This window comes from Fructilactobacillus sp. X1R3C1, assembly GCF_059901545.1.
Map to the genome: position 1 here is coordinate 77,605 of NZ_JBWXUT010000002.1, position 18,298 is coordinate 95,902.

Annotated in this window: 23 protein-coding genes and 1 tRNA gene; 19 read left to right on the plus strand and 5 right to left on the minus strand. The window is 37.4% G+C overall.

Annotated elements, in window-relative coordinates; genetic code table 11:
- Positions 1-14: 14 nt before the first annotated feature.
- Entirely contained in the window at positions 15-536 is a 522-nt protein-coding gene (locus AC6UD8_RS02590; RefSeq protein ID WP_500695562.1) for an adenine phosphoribosyltransferase, read from the plus strand.
- Between the two features lie 74 nt (positions 537-610).
- A tRNA-Ser gene (locus AC6UD8_RS02595) sits at positions 611-699 on the plus strand.
- Positions 700-771: 72 nt separating this feature from the next.
- Here the strand turns inward: AC6UD8_RS02595 and AC6UD8_RS02600 are convergent.
- Positions 772-1,398 carry a helix-turn-helix domain-containing protein gene (locus AC6UD8_RS02600; RefSeq protein ID WP_500695563.1) on the minus strand — a complete coding sequence of 209 codons (627 nt, stop codon included), beginning with the start codon at positions 1,396-1,398 and terminating at the stop codon, positions 772-774.
- Between the two features lie 276 nt (positions 1,399-1,674).
- On the opposite strand from AC6UD8_RS02600, the gene AC6UD8_RS02605 reads away from it, so the two are divergent.
- The gene (locus AC6UD8_RS02605; RefSeq protein ID WP_500693872.1) at positions 1,675-1,887 is read left to right on the plus strand and encodes a helix-turn-helix domain-containing protein; all 213 of its coding nucleotides are present in this window, start codon (positions 1,675-1,677) and stop codon (positions 1,885-1,887) included.
- Between the two features lie 170 nt (positions 1,888-2,057).
- Here AC6UD8_RS02605 and arsC read toward each other — a convergent pair whose 3' ends face one another.
- On the minus strand, positions 2,058-2,474 hold the full coding sequence (arsC, locus tag AC6UD8_RS02610; RefSeq protein ID WP_500699426.1) for an arsenate reductase (thioredoxin): 417 nt from the start codon (positions 2,472-2,474) through the stop codon (positions 2,058-2,060).
- 235 nt (positions 2,475-2,709) lie between these two features.
- Between arsC and AC6UD8_RS02615 the strand changes: the two genes are divergently transcribed.
- Positions 2,710-4,077: an FAD-dependent oxidoreductase gene (locus tag AC6UD8_RS02615; protein WP_500693871.1), complete on the plus strand. Its 1,368-nt coding sequence runs from the start codon at positions 2,710-2,712 to the stop codon at positions 4,075-4,077.
- A gap of 40 nt (positions 4,078-4,117) precedes the next feature.
- On the opposite strand, the gene AC6UD8_RS02620 is transcribed toward AC6UD8_RS02615, so the two are convergent.
- On the minus strand, positions 4,118-4,375 hold the full coding sequence (locus AC6UD8_RS02620) for a hypothetical protein (RefSeq protein ID WP_500693870.1): 258 nt from the start codon (positions 4,373-4,375) through the stop codon (positions 4,118-4,120).
- Between the two features lie 118 nt (positions 4,376-4,493).
- On the opposite strand from AC6UD8_RS02620, the gene AC6UD8_RS02625 reads away from it, so the two are divergent.
- The 10 genes from AC6UD8_RS02625 (at position 4,494) to AC6UD8_RS02670 (ending at position 14,130) form a co-directional block, all read left to right on the plus strand.
- The gene (locus tag AC6UD8_RS02625; protein ID WP_500693869.1) at positions 4,494-5,282 is read left to right on the plus strand and encodes an alpha/beta fold hydrolase; all 789 of its coding nucleotides are present in this window, start codon (positions 4,494-4,496) and stop codon (positions 5,280-5,282) included.
- A 161-nt stretch (positions 5,283-5,443) separates the two neighbouring features.
- Positions 5,444-6,634, plus strand: coding sequence for an NAD(P)-dependent malic enzyme (locus tag AC6UD8_RS02630; RefSeq protein WP_500699428.1), 1,191 nt, complete (start codon positions 5,444-5,446; stop codon positions 6,632-6,634).
- Positions 6,635-6,645: 11 nt separating this feature from the next.
- Positions 6,646-7,614 (plus strand): AEC family transporter, encoded by a 969-nt coding sequence (locus AC6UD8_RS02635; RefSeq protein ID WP_500693867.1) that lies wholly within the window; start codon positions 6,646-6,648, stop codon positions 7,612-7,614.
- A gap of 24 nt (positions 7,615-7,638) precedes the next feature.
- The gene (gene citC, locus AC6UD8_RS02640; protein ID WP_500693866.1) at positions 7,639-8,691 is read left to right on the plus strand and encodes a [citrate (pro-3S)-lyase] ligase; all 1,053 of its coding nucleotides are present in this window, start codon (positions 7,639-7,641) and stop codon (positions 8,689-8,691) included.
- Entirely contained in the window at positions 8,681-8,974 is a 294-nt protein-coding gene (citD, locus tag AC6UD8_RS02645) for a citrate lyase acyl carrier protein (protein WP_500693865.1), read from the plus strand. Before citC ends, citD begins: the two co-directional genes overlap by 11 nt.
- Positions 8,974-9,888 carry a citrate (pro-3S)-lyase subunit beta gene (citE, locus tag AC6UD8_RS02650; RefSeq protein ID WP_500699429.1) on the plus strand — a complete coding sequence of 305 codons (915 nt, stop codon included), beginning with the start codon at positions 8,974-8,976 and terminating at the stop codon, positions 9,886-9,888. The genes citD and citE overlap by 1 nt, the downstream gene beginning before the upstream one ends.
- Positions 9,889-9,916: 28 nt before the next feature.
- Complete coding sequence (gene citF, locus AC6UD8_RS02655) at positions 9,917-11,416, plus strand: citrate lyase subunit alpha (RefSeq protein WP_500699554.1); 1,500 nt, start codon at positions 9,917-9,919, stop codon at positions 11,414-11,416.
- Between the two features lie 60 nt (positions 11,417-11,476).
- Positions 11,477-12,019 carry a citrate lyase holo-[acyl-carrier protein] synthase gene (gene citX, locus AC6UD8_RS02660; protein WP_500699430.1) on the plus strand — a complete coding sequence of 181 codons (543 nt, stop codon included), beginning with the start codon at positions 11,477-11,479 and terminating at the stop codon, positions 12,017-12,019.
- A complete protein-coding gene (citG, locus tag AC6UD8_RS02665; RefSeq protein WP_500699431.1) occupies positions 12,012-12,899 on the plus strand; it encodes a triphosphoribosyl-dephospho-CoA synthase CitG in 888 nt (295 codons plus the stop codon). Before citX ends, citG begins: the two co-directional genes overlap by 8 nt.
- A 46-nt stretch (positions 12,900-12,945) precedes the next feature.
- Positions 12,946-14,130, plus strand: coding sequence for a hydroxymethylglutaryl-CoA synthase (locus tag AC6UD8_RS02670; RefSeq protein WP_500699432.1), 1,185 nt, complete (start codon positions 12,946-12,948; stop codon positions 14,128-14,130).
- A 12-nt stretch (positions 14,131-14,142) separates the two neighbouring features.
- Here AC6UD8_RS02670 and lexA read toward each other — a convergent pair whose 3' ends face one another.
- Positions 14,143-14,778, minus strand: a complete 636-nt coding sequence (lexA, locus tag AC6UD8_RS02675) for a transcriptional repressor LexA (RefSeq protein WP_500695572.1) — start codon at positions 14,776-14,778, stop codon at positions 14,143-14,145.
- A gap of 147 nt (positions 14,779-14,925) precedes the next feature.
- On the opposite strand from lexA, the gene AC6UD8_RS02680 reads away from it, so the two are divergent.
- Both AC6UD8_RS02680 and AC6UD8_RS02685 read left to right on the plus strand, forming a co-directional pair.
- On the plus strand, positions 14,926-15,177 hold the full coding sequence (locus tag AC6UD8_RS02680; protein WP_500693859.1) for a DUF896 domain-containing protein: 252 nt from the start codon (positions 14,926-14,928) through the stop codon (positions 15,175-15,177).
- 69 nt (positions 15,178-15,246) lie between these two features.
- Complete coding sequence (locus AC6UD8_RS02685; protein ID WP_500693858.1) at positions 15,247-15,465, plus strand: YneF family protein; 219 nt, start codon at positions 15,247-15,249, stop codon at positions 15,463-15,465.
- Positions 15,466-15,477: 12 nt separating this feature from the next.
- Here AC6UD8_RS02685 and AC6UD8_RS02690 read toward each other — a convergent pair whose 3' ends face one another.
- On the minus strand, positions 15,478-16,122 hold the full coding sequence (locus AC6UD8_RS02690; protein ID WP_500693857.1) for a lysophospholipid acyltransferase family protein: 645 nt from the start codon (positions 16,120-16,122) through the stop codon (positions 15,478-15,480).
- Positions 16,123-16,218: 96 nt separating this feature from the next.
- Here AC6UD8_RS02690 and AC6UD8_RS02695 point away from each other — a divergent pair, with 96 nt between their 5' ends.
- From AC6UD8_RS02695 to AC6UD8_RS02705, 3 genes are read left to right on the plus strand one after another with little or no spacing between them, the layout of a single operon-like run.
- Positions 16,219-16,959 carry a tRNA1(Val) (adenine(37)-N6)-methyltransferase gene (locus AC6UD8_RS02695; protein ID WP_500693856.1) on the plus strand — a complete coding sequence of 247 codons (741 nt, stop codon included), beginning with the start codon at positions 16,219-16,221 and terminating at the stop codon, positions 16,957-16,959.
- Positions 16,949-17,230, plus strand: coding sequence for a GIY-YIG nuclease family protein (locus AC6UD8_RS02700; RefSeq protein ID WP_500693855.1), 282 nt, complete (start codon positions 16,949-16,951; stop codon positions 17,228-17,230). Before AC6UD8_RS02695 ends, AC6UD8_RS02700 begins: the two co-directional genes overlap by 11 nt.
- Before the next feature lie 46 nt (positions 17,231-17,276).
- On the plus strand, positions 17,277-18,278 hold the full coding sequence (locus AC6UD8_RS02705; protein WP_500693854.1) for a D-2-hydroxyacid dehydrogenase: 1,002 nt from the start codon (positions 17,277-17,279) through the stop codon (positions 18,276-18,278).
- The last annotated feature ends 20 nt before the right edge of the window (positions 18,279-18,298 follow it).

Consider the following 18,298-nt stretch of genomic DNA (forward strand, 5'->3'; position numbering starts at 1 on the left):
AGGAAGTATTTTTTATGGTCCTTAATTTAAAGGATTATGTAGCAAGTTATCCTAATTTTCCAGAGCCAGGTGTAACTTTTCGAGATATTTCTCCATTACTAGAAAGTGGCGAAGCATATCGTCAAGCTACTGACGAAATTGTCAACTATGCCAAGGGTAAGAACATTGATATGATTGTTGGTCCCGAAGCGCGTGGCTTTATTGTTGGATGTCCCGTTGCATATGAACTTGGAATTGGATTTGCTCCTGCAAGAAAAAAAGGGAAGTTACCTGGTAAAACTGTCAAAGCTACATATGGTTTGGAATACGGTCAGTCATCACTTTATTTGCATGATGATGCGATTAAACCAGGTCAGAGAGTTCTTGTGACTGATGATTTGCTAGCTACAGGTGGTACCATTGAAGCTACCATTGAGTTAGTCAAAGATCTTGGTGGAGTAGTAGTTGGAACGGCTTTTATTGTCGAATTAATGGACTTAAAGGGTCGCGATAAGATTAAAGACTATGATATTCTCAGTCTGATTAAATATGATTAAGTTTTAAATTAAAAAAACACCTCTCAAGTTGATTGTCGGTTCTTTTACGATTATACTTGAAAGGTGTTAGTTATGGAGAGTTGGCAGAGTGGTAATGCACCGGACTCGAAATCCGGCGAACCGGTTTATAGCCGGCGCGCAGGTTCAAATCCTGTACTCTCCTTTATAAGTAGTATTACAACACAAAAGACTATCAAAATTACAAGTTTTGATAGTCTTTTGTGTTATTGAGCTTTTATAATTCAGATTGCATCCGGATTGCTTTTCCAATGATTTTTCCTGGATTATCTTTATTCAAGATAATCGGTGGGTACTCCTTATTATCAGGAACTAAGACGGTTTGGTCTTTTTGAGTACTAATCCTTTTAAGAGTAGCTTCGTCGTTATCGTTTAATAGGACAGCGGCAATTTCACCATTCTCCACCTCTGGTTGATAATGGATTAAAACGTACGATCCGTTTTGAATGGTAGGAGCCATTGAATCTCCGTCACATTTTAACCAGAAATTCTCACCACTTGGCAGTCCTTCTTTTAAAGTTGGAAAGTACGCGGTAACGTTCTGTTCAGCAAAGATTGGTTTTCCGCAAGCAATGCTGCCAATGAGAGGAAGATCAATTGTCTCATTAGTTTTTGATTTAGCACTTGTACTATCATTGTGATAGTTAAGTTGATTAGTATTTCCTAATAGGTAATCGATCGACACTCCAAGTACTTTGGCGACTTTTCCAAGGCTTTTTGTACTAGGAGTTTTCTTGTTCCAAGTATAAATATTGTTAATCCCAATCCCAGCCTTCTGGGCCACTAACTGAAGTGACCATCCACGCATTCTTGAAAGTCTCTTTATTCGTTCAATTGTTGTCAAAATTGTTTCTCCTTTTCTGAAATTGGTGGTTAAAAAAGTTATTTCAAATAATAGAGAAAATCATTGACATTTTATTTTATATGATTGATAATTAATTTAGTTAAGTAATTGATCAGTCAGTCCAGAATAATATCAATGGTTAAAAGTATCTAAACTAGTTCCCACGAAGAAAATAGTTTAAGTACAGTCCATTATTTTCATCATATTTACATTTTATTCCAAAGGATAGACATAGTCAATAACTTAATTAATAAATTGTGAAAGGAGGGATCAATAATGGCTAACGTTGAATTGGAACGTAATGCTCAAAGAGTATTTAAAAAGATCAAAGTTGCTTTAATTAACAAGGACTTGACTCAAGTTGATATGTCAAAAATTGTTGATGTCTCACCAGTTGAATTAAATCGGGCAATTCATGGTGAGATGAGTCCTAAATCTCAAAGAATTAGGAAGCAAATTTTTAAGTACCTAGATATCAAAGTTTCGTAATCTTCATTTGTTATCCATGTGATAAAAGAGCAGTAAGATAAACTAAATGTATTAATACTACTTGTTTTCACGTTTGTAATTAGTATTAGTATGTGTAGTGATCGTAAGATTTAATAAGGCCTAGATCAGTTGCAGTAGTTGATCTAGGTCTTTGTCGTGTAATAATTAGTTTATTTAGTCTCATCAACTGACAATTGTTTTACTAATTGGTCAATCTGATTGCGGACGTTTCTAAAAGTTTCAATTACTTCTGATTTGGATCCCTTAAATTGTGCAGGATCTTTAAGTGGCCAGTGAATTTTTGCAACTGATTGTGGGGTAACTGGACACTTATCTTTAGCGTCTCCGCAAAGCGTAACGATTAAATCACACTTAACTAAATAACTTTTATCAATTAGCTTGGATGTGTTGTGAGAAATATCAATTCCACGTTCTTTCATCACCTTAACCGCAACTGGATTTAAACCATGAGTTTTTACTCCCGCACTTTTTATTTGCCAGTTTTGCGGGAAATATTTTTTGGCAAATCCTTCCGCCATTTGGCTTCGGCACGAGTTTCCCGTACACAAAAAATAAATTTTTTTCATTTTAATTCATCCCTTAATAATTTATACGTCATGATACCAAAAGATGATGACTATGGATACTATTAGTAACTTATCTTATCGGTTATTAATTGCTTAACTTATGGGTAGTTCAATCAAATTGTGTGCAAATAATTTATTAAATATTGAACATTTTGTAGTCTCATTAGGTAATTGCGTGGTACTATAAAAATGTTCATAGAGAACGACAATTTAAAAATTGAAGGAGGAAGCAGATATGAAAGTAGCTGTAATTGGATCATCTCATGGTGGATTCGAAGCTGTCAGAGGAGTTTTAAAAGATTTTCCTGATGCTGACATCGAATGGTACGAAAAGGGAGACTTTGTATCTTTTCTATCTTGTGGAATTGAATTATATCTTCAAAACGTCGTAAAAGATGTTAACTCTGTAAGTTATGCAACTCCAGAAGGCATGGAAAAATTAGGTGTAAATGTCCACATTAATACTGAAATCACTGATATTGATCCTGAGGCTCACACGCTAACCGCTTTAAACGTTAACGATGGTAAAGAGAGCACTGAAAAATATGATAAATTAATTTTAAGTGTCGGTGCTAATCCATTCCAACTTCCAGTTCCAGGGAAGGAATTAGGTAATATCTACGCAATGCGTGGACGTGATTGGGCCATTAAATTGAAGGAAGCTGAAGTTACTCCAGGTATCAACAACGTCACGGTTGTTGGTTGTGGATACATTGGGATTGAAGCAGCTGAATCATTCGCTAAAGCTGGCAAGCACGTTACCTTAGTTGATACTGGTAAAACCATTCTTCCTACTTACTTGGATCCAGAGTTTACTAAAATTCTTGAAGCTGAGCTTAAAAAGAACGGCGTAAAATTGTCATTGAACCAAAGTGTTAAAGAATACGTTGGTGATGATGATGAAAACGTTTCTTCAGTTATTTCAACTAATGGTGACCAATGGGATGCTGATCTAGTGATTGAAACTGCCGGAATTCGTCCTGCTACCGATTGGCTTAAAGGTAAAGTTGATCTTGACGAAAAGGGCATGATTAAGACCGATGAATATCAAAGAACCAATCAACCTGATATTTTTGCCGTTGGTGATTCTACCGAGGTTACTTTCGCACCCACTGGCAAGAAGCAAATCATTGCTTTAGCTTCTAACGCTAGACGTCAAGGTCGCTCAGCTGCCATGAACCTGAACGATGAGAAGCGTAAGACTACTGAAGTTTCTGGTTCATCAGCACTTCATGTTTTTGATTACAAGTTTGCCTCAACTGGATTTAAGGACGTTACTGCTGAAAAAGCTGGCGTTGACGTTGAATCCGTCTTTGTTGTTGACACTGCGGTTCCTCCGTTTGTTCATGATGATAAGTTGAATGCAGAAGTCTACTTCAAGTTAACTTTTGATCCAAAGACTCGTGAAGTTGAGGGTGCTCAAATCATGTCTAAACGAGATGTAACTGCTAATATCAATACCATTTCATTAGCAATTCAACAACACATGACTGTTGATGACTTGGCATATGCTGACTTCTTCTTCCAACCAGGTTTTGACCGTCCATGGAATATCATGAACGTCGCAGCTCAAAAAGCACAAGATAAGTTAGATCACAAATAAAACCAAAGGGTCCGTTGACTTAATCAACAGACCCTTTTTATTACATACTTTTTGCTACTAGAATATCACCATTTGACAATTTGAACGTTTTATCAAAACCATTTAGATAAATGGTAGTACCTCGTTCTGGAAAATCTTCACTGGTCTTAGGAAGAAATTCAATTTCAAGTGAATGGCCATCTGGAGCCAGATTATCTAAGGTAGTTAATTTCATGACGTACTGATTGTCATCGTTAACTTTAATGGTTTTAGTATCTGAATTTCCAGGTGCTGGAAATGTTAAAGTAATCCGTTTCATATCATCCCTTCTTTCGTAGTTATTATACTACCAATTAATTTTTGGTATTGGTACGAATCTAGTAGTAAGAGAAGTGCTAACATATAAAATAAATCTTAAAGAAAATGGTGAAGCGATAATGAAATTTTATACTTCTGATAATGTGGAATTAGACTATGATGATGAGGGAAATAAAAGCAATCAACCCGTGATGATTCTTACCGGAATTGGGGGCTATAAAGAGATTTGGACCCTTACTGTCCAAAAATTAGTCGAAAGCGGTTTTAGGGTTATTAACGTGGATGCTAGAAATCAGGGGATGTCTGAGCGTACTAGTAAGGATGAACGAATGTCGCGCCATGCGATGGATTTATATGAGATTCAGAATGAACTAAAATTAAAAGAACCAATCTTGCTTGGGAATTCAATGGGAGCAGCAACCATGTTTGCGTACGTTTCTTTGTTTACTGATAAGGGAATTAAGGCCATTGTAGACGTTGATCAGAGTCCTAAGATGATTGCGGATCGGTCATGGCCATACGGATTTAAGGCTTTAGACTGGAGTAATTTTCCTGAATTTTTGAAGCAGCCATTTGGACGTTCGACTTATAGTAAAATTAATGATCTTTTATATAGTAAGATTCAATCGTTAAAACAGAAGTATCCATATGACGCCGACTTAAACTATTCGTTGTTAGTGGATCATGCTTTTCAAGATTGGCGTGACATTTTGAGTGATTTGAAGGTTCCATTGATGATTATAGCGGGAAGAAAATCACCATTTTTTGATTATCACTTTGCAAAAGTTGCAGCTGGGATGGCTCATAATGGTCATTATCAGATTGTTGAAGATGCGGGGCATATTATTATGGCTGAACAGCCAGATGTGTTTAACGATATTTTGTTGAAGTTTGTGAAAAGAATATAATAAATCACAATGGTAAGAAATATCATCGTGTGAATTATTAGACTTAACCCTTTAATAGCGGTCTCACTTTAATGAGGTCGTTTTTTATTTGGGTTTGTTAAAGAGTGTTAACTTGGTTGACTTTACGCACTTTGGTTAATATAATCACAATGTAAGCGGATATGAGCAATCTTGTCTGCGTGAAAATAAAAACAATTGGAGGGGTTTACGTGGCTGATAATATTTATTCCATTCATGAAAAGCACACGGGAATGCTAGAAATGGAATCAGAATTTCCTGTAAAAAACCGTGAGGAACTTAGTGAAGCTTACACACCTGGTGTTGCTAAGATTTCCAAGGCCATTGAAAAAGACCCTAGTTTAAAGGACAAGTACACAATGAGTGGAAAGTTGCTTGCTGTTGTTACTGATGGTTCAGCAGTTCTAGGATTAGGTAACATCGGACCAGCTGCAGGGCTTCCGGTTGTTGAAGGGAAAGCTTTGTTATATAAAGACTTGGCCAATGTTAATGCGTTACCAGTTGCCATTGATCAGGAAGATGCCAAGAAAATGGCCACTCACATTAAAAGTATTCAATATACCTTTGCTGGGATCCATTTGGAGGACATTGCGGCACCAAAATGCTTTGAGTTAGAGGATATCTTGAGTAAAACATTAGATATTCCGGTCTATCATGACGACCAAGAGGGAACTGCTATTGTAGTTTTGGCCGGATTAATCAACGCTAGTAAAGTAGTTGGTAAAGAGTTGAAAGATTTAAAGATCGTCGTCAATGGGGTTGGAGCATCTGGTGTCGCTACTGCCTCGTTGCTGGAGCATGTTGGCATTAAAAATATTACTTTGGTTGATATCGATGGCGTGGTTAAGCCAAATAGTGAGAACTATAATTCATATCAAACTGGACTTGCCCAATCCTTGAACGGAAAAGAAGGACAAACTCTGGATGATGTAATTGATGATCAGGATGTTTTTATCGGTCTGTCAGATGCTAATGTTTTAAGTACTAGTCAAGTTAAAAGAATGGCAAAGGATCCGATTGTCTTTGCGCTTGCTAATCCAGTTCCGGAAATTCTTCCACAAGACGCTAAAGCTGGTGGTGCTAAAGTGATTGCGACTGGATCTAGTAAGTATCCAAATCAAGTTAATAATATTTTGGTTTTCCCAGGTCTGTTCAAAGGACTTTTAAAGAGTGGAATTAAAAAGGTTACATACCAAATTGAGGAAGTCGTTGCTGACGCGTTAGCCAGCATGATTCCTGATCCTACTCCAGATAAAATTGTCCCTGGGGTTTTTGATGAAAATGTTGTTAAAACAGTCACAAATTCAATTATAAAATATAGTGAAAAAGGATAAGAGGTGCAATTATGGCAATATTTATTACATCAATCCAGAGTGTGCTAGCGATTGTAATTATGATTGCAGTTGGTTATGTAACACAAGGACTCGGGTGGTTTAAAGAATCATTTTCCGGTTCAATCTCAAAGATTATTATGAAAGTTGCTTTGCCATGTTCTATTTTTGTGGCGATGCTTAAATATTTTCATCCAGAACAACTAGCTAATTTGTCAACTGGATTAATCTATGTTGTCCTTGCTATCCTTTTAGGCTACGTTATTTCATGGATTGAAGTTAAGTTATTTAGAGTTAAAAAGGGTCGAAGAGGACTGATGATGACCGGTATTAACGGTGCTAATACCGTTTTTATTGGAATGCCCTTAAACGTTGCCTTATTTGGTGAGATATCAGTCCCTTATTTACTTGTTTACTATATTGTAAATACGATCATTATTTGGACTTTAGGTGTTTGGGTAATTGCTGCAGACGATCCAACAGCTAAAGATGGTTCCAAAGCTAAATTTGATTGGCACCATTTGATTCCGGCTCCATTATGGGGATTCATTGTTGCCATTCCATTTTTGTATATTCCATGGCTTCAGGAACATTTATTGGTTAATTTTGTCCAAACAACCTTAACTGATTTGGGGGCACTGGTTACTCCACTTGCATTAATCTATATTGGAATTATGTTGAGATCATTTGGTCTTAGAAACATGCATTTTGATAAAGATGTCATTTTGACTTTAGCAGGCCGTTTCGTGATTTCACCATTAGTCATGGCTGCAATTATTTTTGTTGGGTTCAAGCTCGGAGCATCAATGGTTCCGACCTTCTCCAAGACTTTGATTGTTCAAGCTGCTACGCCTTCACTTGCAGTTCTGCCAATTTTGGCACAAACTTATCATGGTGACGTTAAGTTTGCTACAAACGTGGTTGTATCTACCTCAGTCCTCTTTATCATCGTAATTCCGATTATTATGTTAATCATGGGTTAGTAGAAACGGGAGATTATTGAGGATATGAATATTGAGACTAGAGAAATTAATTTAGAGGTTCCTGACCAATTTAATCAGTGGAGAGATTTTTTGAAATCACTTGGCATCGCCAATTTTTCTGGTGATGAGGTTGATCCCTTAGATTATACCGTTGGACTTTTTGATGGGAATAAATTAGTTGGTACTGGTTCATATTCTGGAAACATTTTGAAGTACATTGGTGTTTGTCATAAGTACACTGAAAATGGGGTTTATTTTAACAAGGTAATTTCGAATCTTTTAACAAGTTTGGGACAACGTGGAGTCTTTCATGTCTTTGTCTTTACAAAGCCAATGTATGCGGAAAGTTTCGAACACGTTGGGTTTAAGGAACTCGTTCAAAGTGATGATGCGGCCTTTTTAGAGACCGGTGATTATAGTATTACTGATTATCTTAAAAGTCTGCCTAAAGTTAATAAAGCTGATAATAATGCCGGGATTGTCATGAATGCTAATCCTTTTACCGATGGTCATAGATATTTGGTTGAAAAAGCGTCAGAAGTTAGTGATAACGTTTACGTATTTGTTGTAAGTACTGATAAATCACTGTTTACGTCACAGGAACGATTAAAACTTGTTCAAGAGGGCGTTTCTGACTTAAAGAATGTGATGGTTGTTCCGGGTGGCGATTACTTAGTAAGTTATGCCACTTTTCCTTCGTATTTTTTGGGGGCGCAAGCAGATAAGGTGCGGTATCAGACAACCATTGATGCATTAATCTTTAAAGATTGGATTGCCAAAGATCTTGGCATTAACGTTCGGTTTCTTGGAACGGAGCCAAATTCCAAAACGACCTCAATCTATAATCAAATTTTAGAAAAGGTTCTCCCGCCTGAAGTCAAAGTTAAAGTTATTAAACGAGATCAGGATGAAGCCGGAAAAGTGATTTCGGCCCGAACGGTTCGGATGGCCATTAAGAATGGTGAGTTAACATCAATTAAAGGGATTGTCCCAAAAACAACTTACGAGTTTATTACCAAACATATGGATTCGTTACAGGAAAGAATTAAGAAGGGAATGAAGATCAATGGGAATTAATAAAACGGCAATGGATGGAACGCTGGAATCTTCTGACATTCAGATCACAGTCAGTAAGGGTACTAACGGAATCCAAATTAATCTTGAATCTGATGTTAAGAAACGGTTTGGTGATGATATTATTGCTACCATTAAGGAAGTTGTTAACAAATTTGAATTAGATAATGTCAATATTAAGGCAGTTGACCAGGGAGCTTTAGATTGCGTAATTAAAGCTCGAACGATTACCGCAATTCAACGGGCCATGGGCGACAGCGAACAACCAGCATGGGAGGCACTATAATGGCTGAAAATGGTGAACGACTCAGAAGAACGATGATGTTTGTTCCAGGTAACAATCCAGGGATGATCAAAGATGCTGGGATCTATGGCGCCGATTCAATCATGTTTGATCTTGAAGACTCAGTTTCGTTAGCGGAAAAAGATTCTGCAAGAAACTTAGTTTATGAGGCTTTAAAAACGGTTGATTATGGTGATGCAGAATTAGTTGTTAGAACTAATGGACTCGACACTGACTTCTTTGAAGCTGACGTCAAAATGATGGTTAAGGCTGGCATCGATGTTATTAGAATTCCTAAAACTGAAAGTGCGGCAATGGTTGAAGAGATGGAGAGTCTAGTTGTTGACGCTGAAAAGGAGTTCAACATTCCAGTTGGAACCACTCATTTAATGGCCGCAATTGAGAGCGCTGAAGGTGTCATGAATGTACTTGAGATTGCTAAAGCCTCTGATCGCATGATTGGGATTGCTTTATCGGCGGAAGATTACACAACGGATTTAAAAACACACCGTTATCCAAATGGCTTGGAACTACAGTTTGCCAGAAATATGATTTTAAATGCTGCTAGAGCAGCTGGTATCGCCGCTTTTGATACGGTTTACACCGATGTTGATAATGTGAAGGGATTCTTGGCAGAAACCGAGTATATTCATGAGTTGGGTTACGACGGAAAATCAGTTATTAATCCACGCCAAATTCCTTTGGTAAACCAAGTTTATGCCCCAAGTGAAGATGAAATTAAGAATGCTGAAAATGTACTTGCTGCGATTGAAAAAGCAAGAAAAGCTGGCTCAGGAGTTATCTCAATGAACGGACAGATGGTTGATAGACCAGTTGCACTTAGAGCTGAGAGAGTTATGAAACTAGCTAAAGCTTCTGGCTTGATTGATAAGGAGGGTCATTACATTGGAAAATAAATTAGGTCGTAATTTACCCGATAAATTAATGAATGAACTGCACTTTAAACCATTTGAAACTACTAAGATTGGTAACCCGGTCTTTCAAAGAACGGCTCCTAAAGTCCAAGTTCAAGATGGACATGATAAATTAAAGGATGATTTAAAGCAGGTTGTTAAAGATAACGTGAAGGATGGGATGACCATCTCATTTCATCACCATTTACGTAATGGTGATTACATCTTTAATCTTGTGATGAAGGCGATCATGGACCTTGGAATTAAAGATCTAACTTTAGCACCTTCTTCATTGACTGGCGTCATGAATGATATGGCAATTAAAGCCATCAAGAATGGAACCGTTACTAACATCACCACATCCGGAATGCGTGGCTCATTGGGTGACGAAGTTTCTCATGGAATTCTTAAAAATCCAGTGATTTTCAGATCCCATGGAGGCCGTGCTCGTGCTATTGAAAACGGTGATATCAAAATTGATGTTGCCTTTTTAGGGGTTCCTAATTCAGACCGTTGTGGTAACGCTAATGGAATGGAAGGTCCCGCCGCATTTGGTTCACTAGGGTATGCGTTAATGGACGCAGCCTATGCTAATAAAGTCGTTTTATTAACTGATAATGTGGTGGACTATCCCAACACCCCTGCCTCAATTCGACAAACACAAGTCGATTATGTCGTTAAGGTGGATAAAGTTGGTGATCCTAATAAGATTGGCTCTGGCGCTACTCGTTTCACTAAGGATCCAAAAGATTTGACCATCGCTAGAGCGGTCAATCAAGTGATTGTTAATTCACCGTACTTTAAAGATGGCTTCTCATTTCAGACTGGTTCTGGTGGAGCTGCCCTTGCTGTTACTCGTTACTTAAGACAAGCAATGCTTGATAATCATCTTCATGCCTCGTTTGGTTTGGGTGGAATTACTAAACCAATGGTTGATTTGCTTGAAGAGGGATTAGTTGATAAGTTAATGGATGTTCAAGACTTTGATAAAGCCGCTGCTGATTCAATGAAGAACAACAAAAACCAACAGGAAATTGATGCGTCATGGTATGCTGATCCTGATAATAAAGGATCAATGGTCGCTCAGTTAGACATTGCGGTCTTAAGTGCCTTGGAAATTGATACTGATTTTAACGTTAACGTGTTAACTGGCTCTGATGGCGTAATTAGAGGAGCTGTTGGTGGACATCAGGATGCTGCTACGTCTAAGATGACAATCATCTGTGCTCCACTGGTGCGAGGTCGCATTCCAACGGTGGTAGATCATATTAGTACAGCTGTTACTCCAGGGCAATCGATTGATGTCTTAGTAACCGAGTTTGGAATCGCCGTTAATCCTAATCGTCCAGACCTGATTAAGCAATTTAAGGATGTTCCGAGTTTGCATGTTTACAGCATCCAAGAATTAGCTGAAAAAGCTGAAAAGATCGTCGGCAAAGAAGAACCACTGAAGTATACTGATAAGACGGTTGGATTGGTTGAGTATCGGGATGGAACGATCATTGATTCAATTCGACAAGTAAAAGATTAATTTTAAAGACGGTGCTATCTGTAAGGCAGATGGAGCCGTTTTTTTAAGGAGTTTGATAAGTTGGAAGATAATATTTTTTTAACTGGGAAAGTGCAGGGGATCCCAGCTGTACTTGCTAACAAAGACAGACGGGCACACTTACAGGCTCGATTAAAGGAGCAGTATCCAATGGATACGATTGTGTCAATCAAGTTAAATATTCCGGGTCCCATCAAGAACAACCCGCAAATCATGAACTTATTTGATGTTGGCTATAAGCGATTCTTTAAAACACAGTTGTACAATATGAAAATTATCGATAAAATGGGGTGGAACACTGATGCGGGAAAAGAACGGTTTTTGGTGGTTGATGGTGATGGGCTTGTTTTGAAGAAACGATCAATTCATTTTGAAGATCATGATCGTTTAGGACGTTTGTTTGATATTGACGTAATGGATCATAATCATTCTCATTACTCCCGGACTGATGTCAAAATGAGACCCAGAAGATGTCTGATTTGTGATCGAAATGCTAAAGAATGCGCTAGAAACCGTACTCATTCCGTGTCTGATTTGCAACGAAAAATTAGCGAGATATATTTTAGGAATGTCGGATATGAATAATGCGGTAATGGATTGGAAAGTTAAAATTTGTCAAAAAAATAAAACCGTTAATGCTGTGATGGAATCAATGTTAGATGAAGTTGTTTCTAATCCAAAACCAGGATTGGTTGATCCAGTTTCTCATAAATCTCATCCTGATATGGATGTCTTTACATTCATTGACAGCATTATTACAATGCGTCCTTATTTTGAAACCGCTTTTTTACGAGGACAAAATTTTTTAAGTGATGACTTAAGTCAATTATTGAAGTTGATTCGACCTGATGGAATTAAAGCTGAAAAAAATATGTTTAGGGAGACTAACGGTGTCAATACCCATAAGGGTGCAATCTTCGTAATGGGAATTATTGTTGCGGCACTAGGCTATCTTTCTCAGTCCAAAGCTTCCTTTACACTTGGAGATATAATTAATGTAGAAAAAGCTATGACTGCTGGAATCGTTAAATCAGACTTTTCGCAGGTGAGAAGAAAATCTGCTAGCAAATTAACCGCTGGTGAGCACCAATTTTTAGAATATGGGATGACAGGAATTCGTGGAGAAGCCGAGGCTGGATTCAAAACTGTGACAGGTCATGGCTTGCCAGCTTTGGTCGCTTTTAATGGAAATAAAAATGAAAAGATCCTTCGAGCGTTACTTAACATTGTTGCTCATAGTCAAGATAGTAATTTGATTAAACGTGCTGGATCGCCTGAAATCGTTGAAAAGGTACACAGGCAGGTTACTTCAATTTTAAACACTGAAGCTTTTAATTCCGCTCTAGTTAAAGAACAACTGGAAAAAATGTGTGAAAACTTTGATAATCAAGATTTAAGCTTAGGTGGTTCAGCTGATTTATTAATTTTAACCATCTTTTTTGGTAAGATAACTGATCATTTTTAAACATGAGTGACGTTTAGAAAATTAAATTGAAAATGGAGTGGTATTAGTGAAAGTTGGAATTGATAAAATTGGCTTTTATACCCCAACTTATTTTATTGATATGGTGGATTTAGCCAAAGCGCGTGATGAAGATCCAAACAAGTATTTAATTGGGATCGGACAAACTCAACAAGCTGTCATTCCCTCCACCCAAGATTCTGTTACGTTGGCAGCCAATGCTTCGGACCAAATTGTAAGTCAAGAAAATCGAGATAAGATTGATTTAATTATTTTTGGGTCAGAAAGTGGAATTGATAACTCTAAGTCTGGGGCAATTTATGTTCAAAATCTGTTAAAACTGAGTTCACACGCACGAGCATTTGAAATTAAACAAGCCTGCTATGGAGCGACTGCGGGATTACAGATGGCTAAAGACTATGTTCATTTGCATCCTGATAAGCAAGCTTTAGTGATTGGTTCTGATATTGCTAGATACGGGGTTCAAACTGCTGGCGAAGTTACACAAGGTGGTGGAGCGGTTGCCATGACGGTGTCGAATAATCCACGTATTATGACTTTAAGCGATGATAGTAGTGTTTATTCTCAAGACATTATGGATTTTTGGCGGCCAATCGGAAAGACTGAGGCGGTTGTGGATGGACACTACTCCAACGATATTTATGAAAAATTTTTTAATGAAACGGTTCATGATTATTTAAAAAAACATGATCTTACTTTTAATGATTTAAAGGCGATCGTTTTTCACTTGCCATACACTAAGATGGGGTTAAAAGCATTACGCCAAGTCCTTCCTGAAGTTTCAGTTAAGGAACAGGAAAAATTGTTAAGAGAATTTGAAGCTAGTCGGGTTTACAGTAAACGAGTTGGCAATTTGTATACCGGGTCACTATATTTGAGTCTTCTTTCACTTCTGGATAATTCTTCAGATTTAAGGGTAGGAGACCAAATTGGTGTGTTTAGTTATGGTTCTGGGGCTCAAGGAGAGTTTTATACCGGAATGCTACAAGATCACTTTAGGGATCAAAATCGGAGACAGTTAATGAATAATCTGTTAGACAGTCGAAAGAAATTATCAATTGAAGAGTATGAACAAATATTCAATGGTTTGCCTAGTCTTTTGGATGATAATTATGAATTGGATCTAAGTAATGATCCTGCTAAATTTGTCTTTTCTGGTGTTAAAGAAGGTAAACGTCAGTATTTAAATCAAGAAAAAAACCATTCACTTTGAAGTGAATGGTTTTTATTTAATGCCGATTCGATATAAACCGACAACTTTACCTAAGATGACTACGTTTTTTAAAATAATTGGTGCCATGTCATCATTTTCGGGTTGGAGTCTGAAATGGTCACTTTCTTTAAAGAATCGTTTGCAGGTGGCTTCGTTTTCGTCGTTCATGGCGATAACAATATCACCATTTTCAGCGGTATTTTGGCGTTTTACAATTACCTGATCACCGTCTAAAATTCCGATATTGATCATACTTGTACCACTAATGGTAAGCATGAAGAGTGAATCAGAACTTCGTTGGAGTGCGGTTGGAATCGGGAAATAATCAGTTGCGTCTTGAACCGCAAGAATTGGTTCTCCGGCAGCAACGGTTCCAAGTAAAGGCATCTCGTCCGGCTTTGATTCTTGAGAAACACCAAGATAGTTCATTCCATCAGAAGTAACTTCAAGGGCGCGCGGCTTAGTTGGATCCTTGATGATATAGCCCTTCTTTTCCAAACGAGCGAGATGACCATGGACCGTTGAAGTTGACGATAATCCAACGTGTTCTCCGATTTCTCGAACGGTTGGTGGGTATCCTTGATCACGAACTTGTTTCCAAATGTATTCGAGAATATCATGTTGTTTTGTTTGTGATGCTTGCGACATAAGGCACCTCTGTGCTTTCTAATTGGTTTTTAGCTAAAATAAGAATACCACAAAAACGGAATTTTGCAAACGTTTGTTCGTGTACAAATCCTTGTTTTCACGCTTTATTTCGTGATATTATGATATCAGATGAAGGGAGAGGTTAACATGGCTGAAGATAAAGAATTAGAAAAACTCATTCCAAGAATTAACGAATTATCTAAAAAATCAAAAAACGAAGGTTTATCTGAAGAAGAAAAAGAAGAACAGAAGAAGTTACGAAAAGAGTACTTAGATCGTTTCAAGGCTAATTTTAAAAGTCAGATTGAAATGACTAAGGTCTATGATAAAAAAGGGAACGAAATTACTTCAGACAAAGTCAAGGAATCTCAGCGAAAGAAAAATTTGCGAGACGATTGATTCCAATCTTTTCAAAACCTTGCTAATTGTGTAAAATAATAATAAAAGGCTTGAAGGGAGGTCAATGATTTGTCTACATGGATCTGGATTTTAATAGTGATTTTGGCTTTACTAGCTGGTGCACTAATTGGCTTCTTCGGTGCTCGTAAGTACATGGAAAAGTATTTGAAGGATAATCCACCAATCAACCAGGAACAACTTAAAGCGATGATGCTTCAGATGGGACAAAAGCCATCACAAAAGAAACTTAACCAAATGATGAACGCAATGAAACATCATCAAAATTAAAAAAACGTCGAATTACTTCGACGTTTTTTTATTATGCGGTTTTGATTCATCAATGTACACGTAGTTGGGATTAATTTCATCATCGAGCTTGTCAAAGGCGGCTTGCATTTGATTTTCAATTAATTTTTGATTCTTATCATCCAATCTTTCTTTTTTGTTGATATAAATTGGATCACCAAAGTTAATTGAAACTTTCTGGCGTTTGAAAACTTCTTTGAGGGTCAATGGCCCCTGATAAACAACTGGTACCAGGGGCACTCCAGCTAGTTGGGCAATCAGTGCTGCACCGCCCTTGAGTTTTTTGGAATGCCTCGTACCAGACGGGAACATCATGAGTGATAGATTGGTTTTTCTCAGTGTTCTAACTGGAATTTTAATTGCTGAAATTCCTGGATTTGAACGATCAACCGAAAATACGTTGACGTGCCGCAAAAACCATCCCAGCATTGGATTTTTGAATAGTTCTTTTTTAGCCATGAAACACAACTGTTTAGGGCGAATTACCGTTGCAATTAGAATCATATCAAACCAACTCCGGTGGGGAGCAATTAACACGTAATTTCCGTCTGGGATACGATTCTTGTGCATCACATTCATTGGTCCATTTATAATTCTTAAAATGAATTGGCCAACTGTAAATAAAAACGAGTACCACAAAAGATTTTAAGCTCCTTTTTTTAAGATGTATAATTTAATAGTATATTATTAACGGTAAAAGTGACAAGTTAAATTTAAAAAATGGTGGTGAACTAGGTGAACTTGATTGGTGATGAACGAATTGACCAACTCTACAGTCAGGACATTAAAGTCATTCAAAGTCCAAGTGTGTTTTCATTTTCTTTGGATGCCGTAATGCTTGCTAATTTTGCTCAGCCTAAGATCAATAAGAATAGTCTTTTGGTTGATTTATGTGCTGGTAATGGTGCCGTTGGTTTGTTTTTAAGCAAAAAAACACATGGTAAGATTGCCGAAGTCGAGATTCAATCACGTCTAAGTGATATGGCAACTAGGAGTGTTCAACTGAACGGCTTAGAGGATCAGATATCCGTTTATAATGATGATTTAGCTAATGCTACCACAATTTTTGGCAAAGATGAGGTTGATACTATTACGGTTAACCCTCCGTATTTTTCAAATCTTCCGACTAGTAAAAAAAATCCGAATGAATATTTAGCGATTGCAAGACACGAAGTAAAAACTAATTTGAAAAGCGTTATTAAAACTAGTAGTGAGCTTTTAAAAACTGGTGGGAAACTTTACATGGTTTATCGTCCTGATCGCCTACATGAATTAATGAACTTAATGACTAACTTTCGACTAGCAATGAAGCAAATTCAATTTATTTACCCTAAAGAGGGAAAGAATTCTAACATGATTTTGGTATCTGCAATTAAAGATGGAAAAAATGCTGGTTTAAAAGTCGATTACCCGATTACGGTTTATGACCATGGTAGTTATTCAAAAGAGGTTAAAAAGATGTTGTATGGAAAGTAAAAGTTACTATATGTATGTCTTACTTTGTTGTGACGGGACGTTTTACGGTGGGTTTACCGATGACGTTTATCGTAGATTAGCGGTTCATCAAGCTGGGAAAGGGGCCAAATATACTAAAACTAGGCGACCCTTAAAGCTACTGTACTACGAAAAATTTAATGATAAAAGGAGTGCCATGAAAGCAGAATACGCTTTTAAGCATCAAACTCGGAGAAAAAAAGAATTTTTTCTAATTAGCCATGGAATTGACTCGACTCTTTGGGGTAATTAGTGGTTGGGTGTTATAATTATGGTGAAAAGAAAAGGGGGACTAAGTTATGAAAATCATTGCATATGGAATTAGAGACGATGAACGACCATACTTAGAACAATGGGATAAAGCTCATCCAGACATTGAAGTAAAAGCAGAATCAAAATTATTGGATAATGACACTGTCGACGAAGCAAAGGGATTTGATGGTGTGGTTGCATACCAGCAAAAGCCTTATACTGCTGATATTTTAGACAAATTAGCTAGTTTTGGCATTAAATCACTTTCACTTCGAAACGTTGGGGTGGATAATGTTGATGCTGATGCTGTTAAACGTGATGGCATTAATGTCACTAACGTTCCAGCTTATTCACCAGCTGCTATTGCTGAATTAGCGGTTACAGAAATGATGCGGTTACTTCGTCATACTAAAAAGTTTGAAGATAAGGAACGCCATGGTAACATGACCTGGGCTCCAGATATTGCTGACGAAATGAACAAGCAAACCGTTGGTGTCTATGCTACTGGGAGAATCGGACGCCAAGTTGTTAAAATCCTTCAAGGTTTTGGTGCCAAAGTGATTGCTTATGACCCTTATCCAAACCCTGAGCTCAAAAAAGAGGGAATTTACGTTGATACCCCTGAAGAATTGTATGCAAATTCTGATATTATAACTCTTCATGCTCCAGCATTAAAAGAAAATGATCATATGATTAATGATGATTCAATTGCGCAAATGAAAGATGGAATCAAAATTATCAATGCTGCCCGTGGAAGTTTGATTGATACTGATGCTTTGATTCGTGGCCTTGACAGTGGCAAGATCTCAGGAGCTGCTCTTGATGTGTACGAAAACGAAGTGGGTATTTTCAATGTTGATTTTGGAAGTTTTGATAAGATCCCAGATGACAGATTGAAGAACTTGATGAAACGGGATAATGTTTTAATCACTCCACACATTGCATTTTACACGAAGCCTGCGGTTAAAAACATGGTTCAAATTGCACTCGATTCAAACGTTCAATTGATTAAAAACGGTAAGTCCGATAACTCAGTTGAAGTTAAATAGGAACTCAAAATAAAAAGTGC

Excerpts from the sequence above, each read along its gene's own strand:
- AC6UD8_RS02590 (WP_500695562.1), top strand. The coding sequence starts at position 15 with ATGGTCCTTAATTTAAAGGATTATGTAGCAAGTTATCCTAATTTTCCA.
- AC6UD8_RS02605 (WP_500693872.1), top strand. The coding sequence starts at position 1,675 with ATGGCTAACGTTGAATTGGAACGTAATGCTCAAAGAGTATTTAAAAAG.
- arsC (WP_500699426.1), bottom strand. The coding sequence starts at position 2,474 with ATGAAAAAAATTTATTTTTTGTGTACGGGAAACTCGTGCCGAAGCCAA.
- AC6UD8_RS02615 (WP_500693871.1), top strand. The coding sequence starts at position 2,710 with ATGAAAGTAGCTGTAATTGGATCATCTCATGGTGGATTCGAAGCTGTC.
- AC6UD8_RS02620 (WP_500693870.1), bottom strand. The coding sequence starts at position 4,375 with ATGAAACGGATTACTTTAACATTTCCAGCACCTGGAAATTCAGATACT.
- AC6UD8_RS02625 (WP_500693869.1), top strand. The coding sequence starts at position 4,494 with ATGAAATTTTATACTTCTGATAATGTGGAATTAGACTATGATGATGAG.
- AC6UD8_RS02630 (WP_500699428.1), top strand. The coding sequence starts at position 5,444 with ATGAGCAATCTTGTCTGCGTGAAAATAAAAACAATTGGAGGGGTTTAC.
- AC6UD8_RS02635 (WP_500693867.1), top strand. The coding sequence starts at position 6,646 with ATGGCAATATTTATTACATCAATCCAGAGTGTGCTAGCGATTGTAATT.
- citC (WP_500693866.1), top strand. The coding sequence starts at position 7,639 with ATGAATATTGAGACTAGAGAAATTAATTTAGAGGTTCCTGACCAATTT.
- citD (WP_500693865.1), top strand. The coding sequence starts at position 8,681 with ATGGGAATTAATAAAACGGCAATGGATGGAACGCTGGAATCTTCTGAC.
- citE (WP_500699429.1), top strand. The coding sequence starts at position 8,974 with ATGGCTGAAAATGGTGAACGACTCAGAAGAACGATGATGTTTGTTCCA.
- citF (WP_500699554.1), top strand. The coding sequence starts at position 9,917 with ATGAATGAACTGCACTTTAAACCATTTGAAACTACTAAGATTGGTAAC.
- citG (WP_500699431.1), top strand. The coding sequence starts at position 12,012 with ATGAATAATGCGGTAATGGATTGGAAAGTTAAAATTTGTCAAAAAAAT.
- lexA (WP_500695572.1), bottom strand. The coding sequence starts at position 14,778 with ATGTCGCAAGCATCACAAACAAAACAACATGATATTCTCGAATACATT.
- AC6UD8_RS02680 (WP_500693859.1), top strand. The coding sequence starts at position 14,926 with ATGGCTGAAGATAAAGAATTAGAAAAACTCATTCCAAGAATTAACGAA.
- AC6UD8_RS02700 (WP_500693855.1), top strand. The coding sequence starts at position 16,949 with ATGGAAAGTAAAAGTTACTATATGTATGTCTTACTTTGTTGTGACGGG.
- AC6UD8_RS02705 (WP_500693854.1), top strand. The coding sequence starts at position 17,277 with ATGAAAATCATTGCATATGGAATTAGAGACGATGAACGACCATACTTA.